General features: G+C 70.1%; 14 protein-coding genes. 4 read left to right on the top strand and 10 right to left on the bottom strand.

Annotation, left to right across the window (positions count from 1 at the left end; translation table 11 throughout):
* Positions 1 to 140 precede the first annotated feature (140 nt).
* The 3 genes from FFF93_RS05875 to FFF93_RS05865 form a co-directional block, all read right to left on the bottom strand.
* Positions 141 to 1,829, bottom strand: a complete 1,689-nt coding sequence (locus tag FFF93_RS05875) for a ribonuclease J (RefSeq protein WP_138769751.1) — start codon at positions 1,827 to 1,829, stop codon at positions 141 to 143.
* 61 nt (positions 1,830 to 1,890) lie between these two features.
* Positions 1,891 to 2,799 (bottom strand): 4-hydroxy-tetrahydrodipicolinate synthase, encoded by a 909-nt coding sequence (gene dapA, locus FFF93_RS05870; protein ID WP_138769752.1) that lies wholly within the window; start codon positions 2,797 to 2,799, stop codon positions 1,891 to 1,893.
* 58 nt (positions 2,800 to 2,857) lie between these two features.
* On the bottom strand, positions 2,858 to 3,310 hold the full coding sequence (locus FFF93_RS05865; protein WP_261375318.1) for a hypothetical protein: 453 nt from the start codon (positions 3,308 to 3,310) through the stop codon (positions 2,858 to 2,860).
* 275 nt (positions 3,311 to 3,585) lie between these two features.
* Here FFF93_RS05865 and rox point away from each other — a divergent pair, with 275 nt between their 5' ends.
* Entirely contained in the window at positions 3,586 to 5,022 is a 1,437-nt protein-coding gene (gene rox / locus FFF93_RS05860; protein ID WP_138769753.1) for a rifampin monooxygenase, read from the top strand.
* A gap of 90 nt (positions 5,023 to 5,112) precedes the next feature.
* Entirely contained in the window at positions 5,113 to 6,372 is a 1,260-nt protein-coding gene (locus tag FFF93_RS05855) for a heparan-alpha-glucosaminide N-acetyltransferase domain-containing protein (protein ID WP_138769754.1), read from the top strand.
* Between the two features lie 13 nt (positions 6,373 to 6,385).
* On the opposite strand, the gene FFF93_RS05850 is transcribed toward FFF93_RS05855, so the two are convergent.
* From FFF93_RS05850 to FFF93_RS05820, 7 genes are all read right to left on the bottom strand, one after another.
* Complete coding sequence (locus FFF93_RS05850; protein ID WP_138769755.1) at positions 6,386 to 6,874, bottom strand: hypothetical protein; 489 nt, start codon at positions 6,872 to 6,874, stop codon at positions 6,386 to 6,388.
* Positions 6,874 to 7,632, bottom strand: a complete 759-nt coding sequence (gene dapB, locus FFF93_RS05845; protein ID WP_138769756.1) for a 4-hydroxy-tetrahydrodipicolinate reductase — start codon at positions 7,630 to 7,632, stop codon at positions 6,874 to 6,876. Before dapB ends, FFF93_RS05850 begins: the two co-directional genes overlap by 1 nt.
* Positions 7,633 to 7,737: 105 nt before the next feature.
* Positions 7,738 to 8,205, bottom strand: coding sequence for a molybdenum cofactor biosynthesis protein MoaE (locus FFF93_RS05840; protein ID WP_138769757.1), 468 nt, complete (start codon positions 8,203 to 8,205; stop codon positions 7,738 to 7,740).
* Positions 8,195 to 8,707, bottom strand: a complete 513-nt coding sequence (locus FFF93_RS05835; RefSeq protein ID WP_138769758.1) for a MogA/MoaB family molybdenum cofactor biosynthesis protein — start codon at positions 8,705 to 8,707, stop codon at positions 8,195 to 8,197. Before FFF93_RS05835 ends, FFF93_RS05840 begins: the two co-directional genes overlap by 11 nt.
* Positions 8,704 to 9,204: a cyclic pyranopterin monophosphate synthase MoaC gene (moaC, locus tag FFF93_RS05830; protein WP_138769759.1), complete on the bottom strand. Its 501-nt coding sequence runs from the start codon at positions 9,202 to 9,204 to the stop codon at positions 8,704 to 8,706. The genes FFF93_RS05835 and moaC overlap by 4 nt, the downstream gene beginning before the upstream one ends.
* On the bottom strand, positions 9,192 to 10,409 hold the full coding sequence (glp, locus tag FFF93_RS05825) for a gephyrin-like molybdotransferase Glp (RefSeq protein WP_138769760.1): 1,218 nt from the start codon (positions 10,407 to 10,409) through the stop codon (positions 9,192 to 9,194). Before glp ends, moaC begins: the two co-directional genes overlap by 13 nt.
* Before the next feature lie 27 nt (positions 10,410 to 10,436).
* Entirely contained in the window at positions 10,437 to 12,020 is a 1,584-nt protein-coding gene (locus tag FFF93_RS05820) for a molybdopterin-dependent oxidoreductase (RefSeq protein WP_138769761.1), read from the bottom strand.
* Between the two features lie 66 nt (positions 12,021 to 12,086).
* On the opposite strand from FFF93_RS05820, the gene moaA reads away from it, so the two are divergent.
* A complete protein-coding gene (gene moaA / locus FFF93_RS05815; protein WP_186372243.1) occupies positions 12,087 to 13,217 on the top strand; it encodes a GTP 3',8-cyclase MoaA in 1,131 nt (376 codons plus the stop codon).
* Between the two features lie 7 nt (positions 13,218 to 13,224).
* Positions 13,225 to 13,491, top strand: coding sequence for a MoaD/ThiS family protein (locus FFF93_RS05810; RefSeq protein ID WP_138769762.1), 267 nt, complete (start codon positions 13,225 to 13,227; stop codon positions 13,489 to 13,491).
* Positions 13,492 to 13,496: the final 5 nt, after the last annotated feature.

Raw genomic sequence — 13,496 nt, 5'->3', positions numbered from 1 at the left:
CTCGCCGCGGGGCCGGGGCCTACAACGGAAACGGCCTCCCCCGGCGGCTCCGCGGAAGGCGGAGCCGGCGGGGAAGGCCGGTTCGGGCGACATCTTGCCGGGGCTGGCGCCCGGGCGCGCCTGGTGCCCGGGCGGGGCGCCTAGGCTTCCAGGACCACCGGGATGATCATCGGCTTGCGGCGGAGCTTGCGGTTGACCCAGGTGCCGACGACGCGGCGGACGACCTGCTGGAGCTGGTGCGAGGTGTGGTCCCGGTTCTGGACGGCTTCCTCGAGGGCGGCGTTGATCTTGGGGATGATCTCGTCGAAGACGGAGTCGTCCTCGGCCACGCCGCGGGCGTGGATTTCCGGCCCGGAGACAACCTTGCCGGTGGCCCGGTGGATGACCGTGATGATGGAGATGAACCCTTCATCGCCCAGGGTCTGGCGGTCCTTGAGGTCAGCTTCGGTGACTTCGCCGACGCTGGAGCCGTCCACGTAGACGAACCCCACCTCGACCTGGCCGACGACGTCGGCCTGGTGGTCGCGGAGGTCGATGACCGTGCCGTTGTCCGCCAGCAGGATGCTCTCCTCGGGCACGCCCGATTCGAGGGCGATCTTGCCGTTGGCGATCAGGTGGCGGGTTTCGCCGTGCACCGGCATCGCGTTGAGCGGCTCGAGGATGTTGTAGCAGTAGAGGAGCTCGCCCGCGGCGGCGTGGCCGGAGACGTGGACCTTGGCGTTGCCCTTGTGGATGACGTCCGCACCGAGCTTGAGCAGGCCGTTGATGATGCGGAAGACGGCGTTTTCGTTGCCCGGGATGAGGCTGGAGGCCAGGATCACGGTGTCGCCCTGGCCGACGACGACGCGGTGGTCGCCGTTCGCCATCCGGGACAGCGCGGCCATGGGTTCGCCCTGGGAGCCGGTGGACATCAGGACCACACGGTTGTCCGGAAGGTTGTCGATGTTCTTGATGTCGACCAGGATGCCGGCCGGAACCTCGAGATAGCCGAGTTTCGCGGCGATGGCCATGTTGCGGACCATGGACCGGCCCACGAAGGCCACCTTGCGGTTATGGTTCGCGGCGGCGTCGAGGACCTGCTGGACGCGGTGTACGTGCGAGGAGAAGGAGGCCACGATGATGCGCTTGGAGGCCTGGCCGAAGAGCCGGTCCAGGGTGGGGCCGATCTCCTTCTCCGCGGTGGTGAAGCCGGGGACGTCGGCGTTGGTGGAGTCGGACATGAACAGGTCCACGCCTTCTTCGCCGAGCTTGGCGAAGTGGCGCAGGTCGGTGATCCGGCCGTCGAGCGGAAGCTGGTCCATCTTGAAGTCACCGGTGTGCAGCACGGTGCCGCCGGCGGTGCGCAGGAACACGGCGAGGGCGTCCGGGATCGAGTGGTTGACGGCCACGAATTCGCACTCGAAGGGGCCGAACTTCTGGACCTGTCCCTCGCTCACGATGGTGGTGTTCGGCTTGATCCGGTGCTCCAGGAGCTTCGCTTCGATCAGGGCCAGCGTCAGCTGGGAGCCGACGATGGGGATGTCGTTGCGCAGGCGCAGCAGGTACGGGACCGCGCCGATGTGGTCCTCGTGGCCGTGCGTGAGGATGACGGCGAGGATGTCGTCAACACGATTCTCGATGTAGGAGAAGTCGGGCAGGATCAGGTCGACGCCGGGCTGCGTCTCCTCGGGGAAGAGGACGCCGCAGTCGACGATGAGCAGCTTGCCGTCGATTTCGAAGACGGTCATGTTGCGGCCGATCTCCCCGAGGCCGCCGAGCGGCACGATCCGCAGGGTGTTCTTGGGCAGTTTCGGCGGCGTGACAAGGCCGGGAAGGGCGGTTTGGGTCATAGTGCACTACTTTCCAGGCGGAGCAGGAGGTGTCGGTTCCTGACCAGGCATGGCTGCCGGATCAGGAGTAGACGAGTCCCGCTTCCGCCAAGTCCTCGCGGATCGTTTCGATCTCGGCTTCGCCCGGCTCCACGAGGGGCAAACGGACAACCGAGTTGGGCAGGACTCCCTGCCACTTAAGAACTTGCTTCGCAGCAACAGCACCCTGGATATGGGTCATCACTGCACGGACCACGGGGTCCAGTTCGAAATGTATGGTGCGGGCGGTGGCAAAATCGCCTGCAAGTGCGGCATCGATCATCGCACGGAACTGCTTGGTGGCCACGTGTGCCGAGACGCTGACGAGCCCGACGGCGCCGGCGGCCATCCAGGGCAGGGTCAGTCCGTCGTCGCCGGAGTAGACGTCCAGCTCGGTGTTCGCCATCACACGGGTGACGGCGGCAAAGTCGGCCTTGGCATCCTTGAGCGCGACGACGCGGGGGTGGTCCGCGAGCCGAATCATGGTCTCGGGCAGGATCGGCACACCGGCACGGCCCGGGATGTCGTAGACCATAACGGGAAGGTCTGCCGCGTCGGCAACGGCTTCGATGTGGGCCTGGATACCGGCCTGGCTCGGCTTGTTGTAGTACGGGGTGACGATCAGCTGGCCGTGGGCGCCCGCCTTGGCGGCACGCTTGGCCATCTCGATCGAGTGTGAGGTGTGGTTGGTGCCGGTGCCGGCGATGACCTTGGCCCGGTCCCCCACAGCCTCGACGATGACGCGGAAGAGCTTCTCTTTTTCGTCGTCTTCCAGCGTCGAGGTCTCCCCCGTGGTGCCTGAGATAACGAGGGCGTCGTTGCCGTCGTCGACGAGCTTGGTGGCCAGTTCCGCGGACTGCTTAAAGTCGACCTCGCCGTCGTTGGTGAACGGGGTGACCATGGCGGTCACGAGGGTTCCAAACGTGTAAGAGCGAATGTCAGAGTCGGCCATAGGAAAAACGTTACCCTGTCCCCGGCTTGTTAGGACAATGGCGGCGGCGTGATGCGCGTCAAATTCGGCCCTCCTGCGCCGTGGCTGTCGGTGGTACGGGATGCGACGGCGGAACGGCGCAGTAACGGCTGACGGCGTCCTCCCGCAGGGCCTCCGCCCAGGCCGACAGCCGCTGGGCAGCGCGGACGTAGTGGAACAGTTCCGTTGGGGTGAGCGCCTCGAGGTCCGTTTCCGCTAGCCGGCGGGCCAGTTCTGCGCCGGGGACCTGCACGGACAGGGCCGTGCCTTCCTGGTGCCATTGGACGTCCTCCGCCGACTCCCCCGCGACCAGCCGCCGGAAGAGGAAATCGACGACGCCGGGGCTCATCGCTTTGAGGACGCCGTTCGCCTCGGCGGCGCCGGGGGCGCCCCCGGCCTTAGCGGTGCCGGCCGGGTTCGAAAAGGCTTCTGGCTTTGAGAAACCGTCTGTATTTGAAGAACCGGTGGGAGCCGGCCCTGGTGTGTGGTTCATGGTGCCATGTTATTCGAACATATATTCGAATACAAGATGTTCGAACCGTCAGCCCGGTCCCACCCGGACAGCCCTGGGAGTTATTCGAAGGCTGTTCGAAGGCAAAGGGCGCCCTGCCACTTTCAGGATATGGCCCGGCAGGGGGCTTGCCGCAAGGGCCCTCCCACCGGCCACAATGGGTGGCCCGGCAAGCGTGCGGGGGACCTTCAGTCCCGGCGGCGCTGCCGGGCGCAGCTGCCGGGTCTGGGAGTGGCTTTGAGGATAAGGGGTGGCGCATGGTCGACGTGATCATCAGCGGTGGCGGGCCGACGGGGATGATGCTGGCAAGCGAGCTGCGGCTGCACAATGTGGAGGTGCTCGTGCTGGAGCGGGACGCGGAGCCGAGCCAACAGGTCCGCTCGCTCGGCCTGCACCCGCGCAGCATCGAAATCCTGGACCAGCGCGGGCTGCTGGAAAGGTTCCTCGCGCACGGGAAGCAGTATCCCGGCGCCGGCGGCCGCTTCGCAGGCATCGACAAACCCCCGCCGGCGAACCTGGACACCGCGCACGGCTACGTCCTCGGCCTGCCCCAGCCGGTCACCGACCGCCTGCTAGCCGAGCGCGCCGTCGAGCTCGGGGCACAGGTCCGCCGGGGCTGCGGGGTGGCGGGTTTCGAGCAGGACGCTGAAGGGGTGAGCGTCGACCTCGCCGACGGCACCCGGCTGCGCTCGGGCTGGCTGGTCGGCTGCGACGGCGGACGCAGCCTGGTGCGCCAACTGCTCGGTATCGGCTTCCCCGGCGAGCCGGCCAAGACCGAGTGGATCCTCGGCGAAGTGGAGGTGACCGCACCGCCGGACGAACTCGCGAAGGTCGTCGACGAGGTCCGCAAGACCCACAAGGGATTCGGCGTCGGCCCGGCCGGAAACGGCCTGCAGCGGGCCGTCGTCCCCGCGGCGACCGTTGCCGAGGATCGCTCGGTCCCGCCGACCCTGGCGGAGTTGCGGACTCAGCTGCGGGCGTTCGCGGGCACGGACTTCGGTGCCCACTCACCGCGCTGGCTCGCGCGCTTCAGCGACGCCACACGGCTTGCCGAAAACTACCGGCGGGGCAGGGTGCTGATTGCCGGGGACGCCGCGCACGTCCATCCACCGCTCGGCGGGCAGGGATTGAACCTCGGCATCCAGGACGCCTTCAATCTCGGCTGGAAACTCGCCGCCGAAGTCAACGGGTGGGCACCAGACGGGCTGCTGGAAAGTTATGGGGCCGAGCGCCGCCCGGTTGCCGAGGATGTGCTGTCTATCACTCGGGCCCAAAGCGAGCTGCTCTCTTCCGAACCCGGCCCGCGTGCTGTGCTTCGGCTGCTGACCGAGCTGATGGACTTCGAGGACGTGCGGCGCTTTGTGGCCGAGAAGATTACCGCGATCGGGGTGCGCTACGACTTCGGGGCGGGGCCTCGCCTGCTGGGCAGGCGCCTGCGCGACATACCGCTGCGGCGGGGCCGGCTTTACGAACTCACCCGGAAAGGCCGCGGACTCCTTTTGGACCAGACTGGCGGGCTCTCGGTGACCGGATGGACGGACCGGATCGACTACGTCGCGGACGTCAGCGCGGAACTGGACGCGCCGGCGGTCCTTCTCAGGCCGGACGGCCACGTGGCATGGATCGGCGACGACCAGGACGAGCTGCTCCACCACCTGCCGACGTGGTTCGGAGCCGCCGCGGAGGGACGATAGGGCCGCCTTCGCGGCGCCACCCCTCGTCGTCGCTGCGCCACCCGTCGTCGTCGCCGTCGCCGGTCCGGCCGGACATGAGACGATCGTCAGATGACCTCGCGCGGAACGGCTCCAAGCTCTAGGACCGCCAGGGCCAGGGGCGCCGTGGCCCGGCTTGCGGGCGTTGATGCAGCCCGGGGCCTTGCGCTGCTGGGCATGATGGCGACCCACGTGCTCCCGACGTTCGAATCCGATGCGCAGCTCACCCCCACCTGGATCGGCTTGACCTTCTCCGGACGTGCGGCGGCGCTCTTTGCCGTACTCGCCGGAATTGGCCTGGCCCTGTCAACCGGGAAGGAACGTCCTCTCGAGGGGCCGGAGTTGTGGGCGGCCCGCCGCGGCATTGCGCTCCGGGCCCTCGTGGTGGGGGCGGTCGGGCTCTCGCTCGGCGGACTGGACATCAACATTGCGGTCATCCTGGTCCATTACGCCCTGCTGTTTCTCTGTGTGCTGCCCTTTATCGGGCTGCGTCCGAGGCGGCTTTGGGCACTGGCCGCGGGTTGGCTGCTGGCCACCCCGGTCCTGGCCTACCTGCTGCGGCCGTGGCTGCTGGCCGCCGACCCGCCCCTGCAGCTCGGCCACAACCCCGGTTGGGAGGACCTGGCCACTCCGGCCCGGCTCCTCGGCGATCTGTTCCTGACCGGCTATTACCCGGTCCTGCAGTGGCTCGCTTACCTGCTGATCGGCTTGGCGATCGGCCGGCTCGCCCTCTCGACGACGGCGGTTCCGGCGCTGCTGCTGGCGGCCGGGACCATCACCGCGGTGCTCGCCAAGTGGTTGGGCGTCGTGCTGATGGAGGATTTGGGCGGCAGGGCGGCCTTGCAGGAAACGCTGGGCGACCCGGCGTATCCGCTCGAGAGCCTGCTGCAGGTCAACCTCGCGGGCGTCGACCAGTCCGGCTCCGCCTGGTGGCTGGCCTCAAGTGCCCCGCATTCGGGCACCACGCTGGACCTGCTGCACACCTCCGGGGTCGCCGCAGCGGTGGTTGGCCTCTGCTTGCTGCTGGGACGGCTCGGCGGCTGGATCCAGCTGGACCTGCTGCTTCCCTTGCGCGGCGCCGGTGCGTTGACGCTGAGCCTCTACACGGCACACCTGTGCGTGATGGCATCCCTGTACGGCCATCCCCTTCCCGCCGGCTGGACCGTGGACGGGGTGTACTGGGCGCAGGCCCTCGCGGTACTGGGCGTAGGCGCCGCCTTCGCGGCGCTCTCCTGGCGCGGACCGCTGGAATGGGTGGGGCATGCGGCAAACCAGCTGGGGCGTGGCCAACTGGGCCGCGGCCAACTGCGGAGTACCCGGCGCGCCGGTTAGGCGCGCAACGCTGCTAGGCGCCGGCCGCTGGTGAACCGGCGCGGAAGAGACGGACGGCGTCGCGCATCGACGCGCGGGCCCGCTTGCGGTCTCCGGCGGCGTCGTAGGCACAGCTGAGCCGGAACCAGGAGCGCCAGTCCCCGGGCGCCGCTTCGGCTTCCGCCCGGTACTTCTCAAACTCCAGGTCCGCGGCTTCGCGGATAATCCGGCCAGCCGGGGTGCGCGGCAGGGTGTCCTCCGGCAGGCCGCCTTCCGCCTCCAGGATCTTGGCCAGCCGCTCGGTCCGGGCGCCGAAGAGGAGCTCGCGCACCAGGGCCCAGGCTCCGACCATGGGCAGCACCAGGTAGGCCAGTCCGAGGGCTTTCGCCACCGGATTGGCATCGGAGAGCAGCAGCAGGGACCGCTGCAGGGACACCACCAGGTAGAACACCAGCAGGAGCGTCACCGCGCCCACCCAGATCTTGGTGCGGTTGGCCTTGAAGGACGCCAGGACGTTGGCCATCAGAGACCCAGGTCCAGGTAGCCGTCCAAGCCCACGGTGAGCCCCGGGTGCGCCGCGACGTTGCGGACGCCCAGCAGCACGCCGGGCATAAAGGAGGCGCGGTCGAAGGAATCGTGGCGGAAGGTCAGCTGCTCCCCCGGGCTGCCCAGCAGGACTTCCTGGTGCGCGACCAGGCCCCTCAGCCGCACGCTGTGGACGCGGACGCCGTCGACGTCGCAGCCGCGCGCCCCCGGGCGTTCGCTCGTGGTCGCGTCCGGGCTGGCGGCGACGCCGGCACCGGCCCGTTCCGCGGCGATCAGCTGGGCGGTGCGCACGGCGGTTCCGGAGGGCGCGTCGACCTTGTCCGGGTGGTGCAGCTCGATGATTTCGACCGATTCGAAGTACCGGGACGCCTTCGCGGCAAAGGCGGAGGCCAGGACCGAGCCGAGGGCGAAGTTCGGGGCAATGAGGACACCCACGCCTGACCGGCCCGCGAGGAGTGCCTCAAGCCGTGCCAGCCGCTCGGCGTCCCAGCCGGTGGTGCCAACGACGGCGTGCATGCCGTGGCCGACCGCGAAGTGGACGTTCGCTTCGGTGCTTTCGGGCACCGTCAGGTCCACCACGATGCGGGCGCCGGAGTCCACCAGCGTGTCCAGGGAATCATTGCGGCCCAGGGCGGCGACGAGCTTCAGGTCGGGGGCGGCTTCCACGGCTTTGACGGCCTCGGCGCCCATGCGCCCGTTGGCGCCCAGGACGGCGACGGCGAGTTGTTCGGTCATGCCTTCAACCCTACCGCCGGGGCCCGCCCCCACCGGAACCGGGACGGCTGCGTTACCCGCCCGCGCCGTCGGCCCGTGGACGTTACGCTCCGGCGCCGACTGGTCTTACCCGCCCGCGCCGACCCATTCAATGGTGCCGTCCGCAAAGAACTGTTCTTTCCAGATCGGCACCTGCTCCTTGATCCGGTCCACAAGTTCCGCGCAGACCGCGAACGCCTGGCCACGGTGGGCGGCCGAGACGGCGCAGACCAGGGCGGGGTCGCCGATCTCCAGCGTGCCGGTCCGGTGCGCGGCCCAGATCCGGACCGGCTGGGCCGGCCCGTCCCCCGCCGCGGGAGCGTGCTCGGCGACGAGCTGAGCGACGACGTCGGCCATCACCTGGTGTGCCGTGGGATGGGCGCTGTAGCTGAGCCGGACCACCGGTTTGCCGCCGTCGTGGTTGCGGACGACGCCGCTGAAGCTGACCACTGCGCCGGCCGTGTCCGATTCGACCGCGGCGATCGCCTGGTCCACCGAGATGGGCTCGGCGCTAAGGACGGCGTGTACAACTTCAAATGCGGATTCAGTGCCCATGGCTGCCTTCCAGCTGGTCGCAGAGGTGTCCAATGATCGGGTCCAGCACGCCCAGGCCGTCCATAACGCCCTTAGGGGATCCGGGGAGGTTGACGATGAAGGTGCTGCCGGCGGCGCCGGCGTGGCCGCGGCTCAGCATGGCCATCGGCGTCTTGGCCGTGCCGGCGCTGCGCAGCCCCTCCATAATGCCGGGAATCTCCCGGTCCAGCAGCGGCAGCGTCTGTTCCGGGGTGGCGTCGGTGGGGCTGAGGCCGGTGCCGCCGCTGGTGATGATGACGGCCGGGCGCTGGGTGAGCAGGGCGCGCAGGGCGGCGCCGACGGGCTCGCCGTCGGGCACCACGAGCGCGGGGAAGGCCTCGAAGCCGTGTTCGGTCAGCCAGTCGACGATGACGGGGCCGGTGAGGTCTTCATAGACCCCGGCGGCGGCGCGCGTGGAGGCGATCACGATGCCGGCCTTCCGGCCGGTCGCCTCGCCGTGGCGGTGCGGTTCAGCGGTGCTCACAGTGTCCAGTCCCCGCTCTTGCCGCCGCTCTTGGCCAGCACCTTGATGTCGGTCAGGACCGCGTGTTTGTCCACGGCCTTGATCATGTCGTACACGCTGAGTGCCGCGACGGTCGCCGCGGTGAGTGCTTCCATCTCCACCCCGGTCACGCCGCGGGTCTTGACCGTGGCGAACACGGTGACCGACGCGGCGTCGAGCTCGAAGTCCACGGTGACCTTGGCGATCGGCAGCGGGTGGCAGAGCGGAATGAGGTCCGGAGTCTTCTTGGCGGCCAGGATTCCGGCGACCCGCGCGACGGCCAGCGCGTCGCCCTTGGGCAGCTCGCCGGCGCCGAGCAGGGCCAGGACCTCGGCGGTGCTGTTGACCGTGGCGGTGGCCGTGGCCCCGCGCGTGGTCTCGGCCTTGTTGGACACGTCGACCATCTGGGCGGTGCCGTCCTGCCGGAGATGGGTCAGCACGGGTTTGTCGGGGGTATCTGCTTCGTTCACAGGATCCATACTTCCACCTCGTCGCCCTCGGCGAGCGCCGCGGTTCCCACCGGCACCTGCACCAGGGCGTTGGACTGGGCCAGGGCGTGCACCAGGTGTGATCCGGCGCCGCCCTCCAACCGGACCGTTCCGTCGGGGCTGAGCGTGCCGCGCCGGACCTGATGTTTGGCTTCCGGGGAAGTCAGTGCCTCGGCAAGCCGGGCCCGGACCACCGTGCGGGGCGCCGGCGAGCCGAACAGTTCGGCCAGAACGGGCCGGAGGAACATTTCGAACGAGACAAGGCAGCTCACCGGGTTCCCCGGGAAGCCCAGGACGGGCACGCCGTCAAAGCTGCCGATACCCTGCGGGCCGCCTGGCTGCATCGCCACCGGGCCGAATTCGACGTCGTGGCCCGCCAGCGCCTGCCGGACCACCTCGTAGGCGCCCTTGCTGACTCCGCCGGTGGTGATCATCAGGTCCACGTCGGGCGCGTGCCGGTGCAGCAGGGCCGCGAGTTCGTCGGGGTTGTCGGCGGAGATGCCGGTCCGCGTCACGCGCAGGCCCGCCTGGCGCAGCGCGGATTCGAGCAGGGCGCCGTTGGCATCGTAGATTTTCCCAGGCTCCAGCGGGCTGCCCGGTTCCACCACCTCGTCGCCGGTGGTCACCAGCAGCACCGCCGGCACGGCGTGTACCGGTACTTGGGTCAGGCCCAGCGCGGCCAGAAGCCCCAGCTGCCCCGGCCCCAGGAAGGTCCCGGCGGCCAGGGCGGGCTCCCCGGCGGCGATGTCGCTGCCGGCGTCGCGGACGAAGGTGCCCGCCGGGGCCGCGGGCAGGCGGACCGTGGCGGCTGCCCCGGGCGCGGGGAAGGAATCGGGCACGGCCTGCTCGATGGGGACAACGGCGTCGGCCCCGGCCGGGATCATGGCGCCGGTCATGATGGGCGCGGCGGTGCCCGGGCGCAGCGGCGCGGGCTCGGCGCCGGCCGGGACGGGGGCAACAACGCGCAGCTCCGCACCGCCGTCGGGAACGTCAGCGCTGCGGATGGCGAAGCCGTCCATCTGTGAGTTGGCGAAGGGCGGAAGGTCCAGCGGGGCCGCGACGTCGGCAGCCAGTCCGCGGCCCAGAGCCTCGCGGAGCGGGACCGTGTCTATGCGGGCGGCGAGCGGGGCCAGCAGCGTCCGGACCTTGTCCCGGTGCGCTTCGACGGTGGCGGGCCTGTTCGCGGTGCGGTGCATACGGTTCGTGACCTTCGGCTCGGCGGGCTAGGACTTCACGTCAACTGTAACCGTGTGGTAGCCGGTGGCCCCGCTGGGCGCCGCCGGGGCGCGCTCCTCCACCTGCACGGTGCCGGCCAGGTCGGTGGCACGGACCTGGGCCTCGTACTGCCCCGGGCCCAGCGGCAGTGAGAGCTTCCACTGCCGCCAGGTGTCCGTGGTGATCGCGGGCGCCAGTTCCGCCAGCTTCCAGTCGCCGCGGTTGATGCGCACTTCCACCCTTGCGATGCCGCGGTGCTGGGCCCAGGCCACGCCACCAAAGTCCACCGTCCCCGCGCCGACACTCCGCCCGGACCGCGGTACATCGATCCGCGACGACGTCTTGATCGGTCCGCGAGCACTCCAGCCGCGCGGCGTCCAGTAGGCGACGTCGTCCGCGAACCGGGTCACCTTCAGCTCGGTGACCCACTTGGTCGCCGAGACGTAACCGTAGAGCCCCGGCACAACAAGCCGGACCGGGAAGCCGTGTTCCAGCGGCAGCGGTTCCCCGTTCATCCCCACGGCCAGCAGCGCGTCCCGGGCGTCGGTCAGCACCTCCAGCGGGGTTCCCGCGGTCCAGCCGTCCGCGCTGCGTGAGAGCACCATGTCCGCCCCCGGCTTCGGTCCGGCCTGCGCCAGCAGTTCCCGGACCGGCCAACCGAGCCAGCGGGCGTTGCCGATCAGGTCACCGCCCACCTCGTTGGAAACGCAGGCGATGGTGATGTACCGCTCGCTCAGGGGCTTGGCCAGCAGGGCCGCGAAGTCCAGTTCGACGTCGCGGTCCACCAGGCCCGTGACTTTCAGCTTCCAGTCGCGCGGATCCACCAGCGGGACGCGCAGCGCGGTGTCGATCCGGTAGAAATCCTTGTTCGGGGTCACCAGCGGGCCCATTCCGGCCAGGGACAGCTGGGCCCCTGCCGGTAGCGGCGGCGCGCCCGATGCCGGGCCCGGGAGCACGACTTTGCCGCGAAGCTCCGCAACGGCGGCCGCCGCCCCACGCACGGTGGACGCCAGCACTCCCCCGACGGCGACGACGGCGCCGGCGACCCCGAGGGACTGCAGGAACCGGCGCCGGGCGGGACCTTCCGTTTCGGCGGACCCCTGCCAATCCCGCAGCTTCCGGATCAGCCAGCCCAGCAGCATCATGCCCGCCGCGGCGTCGAGCAGCGGAACGGGCACGGCGATGGGAGTGGCCTCCGCCCGGCCCAGCACGGCCGCGGCGCCCGCCAGCCCGAAGACCGCGACGACGGCCAGTCCGGCGAAACGGCGGCGCCACTCCAGGACTCCTGCCAGCGCCGCCACCGCGGCGATCACCAGGGACATACCGACGAGCAGGGCGAGTTTGTCCGCCGTGCCGAACAGCGAGACCGCCCAGTCCTTGACGCCCGGCGGAACGGCGTCGATGACTGCCCCGCCCACGGCTGTCACAGGTGAAACGGAAGGGCTGACCAGCGCGGCCGCCAGTTCGCCCAGCACGAGGCCGCAGCCGACGGCGGCGACCCCGGACGCGGCGGCCCACAGTTGCGGGCGCCGCCGGCCCGGCCGCGGGGTTCCGCTGGGGGCCGCTGCAGGAGCGGCCCGGGACGTGTTCACCCTTCCAGCATAAGTTGGGAGGGCCTCGGGCGTGATGCCTGGCCCGCAGTGGCGTAGCCTGACTTTATGAGTGTTCAGCTTGGCATGCCCCAGCCCCGCGCAGAAGGCGGCCCCGGCGCGCCGGCGCCGCAGCTGGCCGGTCGCCCGGCCGGCCTCCCCGCCGGGCTGCTTGACCGCTACGGCCGCCGCGCCACCGACATGCGGCTCTCGCTGACGGACAAGTGCAACCTGCGCTGCAGCTACTGCATGCCGGCCGAGGGCCTCGAGTGGCTGTCCAAGCAGGCCGTCATGACCGCGGATGAGATCGTGCGGATCGTTCGGATCGGGGTCGACATGCTGGGCGTGCGGGAGCTCCGGCTGACCGGCGGCGAGCCGCTGGTCAGGGCCGACCTGCTGGACATCATTTCCGCCCTCCGCCAGGGGCACCCGGACCTTCCGATCTCCATGACCACCAACGCCGTCGGACTGGACAAGAAGGCGGCCGCGCTGAAGACGGCCGGCCTCACCCGGATCAACGTGTCCCTGGATTCGCTGCATGAGGAAACCTTCACCAAGCTGACCCGGCGCCCGTTCCTGGACCGGGTCCTCGCCGGGGTCGACGCCGCCTGGGCCGCCGGCCTGGGCCCGGTGAAGCTCAACGCCGTCCTGATGCGCGGCATCAACGACGCCGAATCCCCCTCGCTGCTGGCCTGGGCGCTGGACCGCGGCTACGAGCTTCGCTTCATCGAACAGATGCCGCTGGACGCGGACCACGGCTGGACCCGCCGGAACATGATTACCGCCGCGGAGATCAGGTCCCTGCTCTCCGTCGACTACGTGCTTGGCACGGATCCGCGGGAGCGCGACGGCGCCCCGGCCGAGCGTTTCGAAGTCCGCGCCCGCGTACCGGGCACGGACGAGGCCACCGGCCCGGTGCTGGGCACCGTGGGAATCATCGCCTCGGTCACGGAGCCGTTCTGCTCGGACTGCCGCCGCACCCGCATCACCGCCGAGGGCAAGATCATGAGCTGCCTCTTCTCCCGAGAGGAAGTCGACCTGCTCGGTTTGCTCCGCGAGGGCGCCAGCGACGACCAGCTCGCCGAGCGCTGGCAGGACGCCATGTGGCTCAAGCCCAAGGCCCACGGCATGGACCACGTCGGGCTGGACGCTCCGGACTTTGTCCAGCCGGACCGCAGTATGAGCGCCATCGGAGGCTGAACCACCCGTGAACGTACGCTACTTCGCTGCCGCGCGCGCTGCCGCCGGCATGGACGAGGAGAAGTTCGACCTCGCCGACGGCGCCACGCTGGCCAGCCTGCTGGAGGCGATCCTCGCCGTCGAGCGCCCCGAGCCGCCGGCCGGGACCCCGCCGCTGGCGCGCATCCTCTCCCGGTCCAGCTTCCTGCTCAACGAGGTGGCGGTCCGGAACCCGTCGGCGGCGCTGTCCCCGGACGACGTCGTCGACGTGCTGCCGCCGTTTGCCGGCGGCTAGCCGCC

This window comes from Arthrobacter sp. KBS0702 (assembly GCF_005937985.2).
Lineage (GTDB): Bacteria > Actinomycetota > Actinomycetes > Actinomycetales > Micrococcaceae > Arthrobacter.
Note: the sequence above shows the minus strand (reverse complement) of the source record. Positions and strands in the feature narration are given on the sequence as shown.

Bases quoted from the DNA above. Each gene is read 5' to 3' on its own strand.
- FFF93_RS05875 (WP_138769751.1), bottom strand. From the start codon at position 1,829: ATGACCCAAACCGCCCTTCCCGGCCTTGTCACGCCGCCGAAACTGCCC.
- dapA (WP_138769752.1), bottom strand. From the start codon at position 2,799: ATGGCCGACTCTGACATTCGCTCTTACACGTTTGGAACCCTCGTGACC.
- FFF93_RS05865 (WP_261375318.1), bottom strand. From the start codon at position 3,310: ATGAACCACACACCAGGGCCGGCTCCCACCGGTTCTTCAAATACAGAC.
- rox (WP_138769753.1), top strand. From the start codon at position 3,586: ATGGTCGACGTGATCATCAGCGGTGGCGGGCCGACGGGGATGATGCTG.
- FFF93_RS05855 (WP_138769754.1), top strand. From the start codon at position 5,113: ATGACCTCGCGCGGAACGGCTCCAAGCTCTAGGACCGCCAGGGCCAGG.
- FFF93_RS05850 (WP_138769755.1), bottom strand. From the start codon at position 6,874: ATGGCCAACGTCCTGGCGTCCTTCAAGGCCAACCGCACCAAGATCTGG.
- dapB (WP_138769756.1), bottom strand. From the start codon at position 7,632: ATGACCGAACAACTCGCCGTCGCCGTCCTGGGCGCCAACGGGCGCATG.
- FFF93_RS05840 (WP_138769757.1), bottom strand. From the start codon at position 8,205: ATGGGCACTGAATCCGCATTTGAAGTTGTACACGCCGTCCTTAGCGCC.
- moaC (WP_138769759.1), bottom strand. From the start codon at position 9,204: ATGGATCCTGTGAACGAAGCAGATACCCCCGACAAACCCGTGCTGACC.
- glp (WP_138769760.1), bottom strand. From the start codon at position 10,409: ATGCACCGCACCGCGAACAGGCCCGCCACCGTCGAAGCGCACCGGGAC.
- moaA (WP_186372243.1), top strand. From the start codon at position 12,087: ATGAGTGTTCAGCTTGGCATGCCCCAGCCCCGCGCAGAAGGCGGCCCC.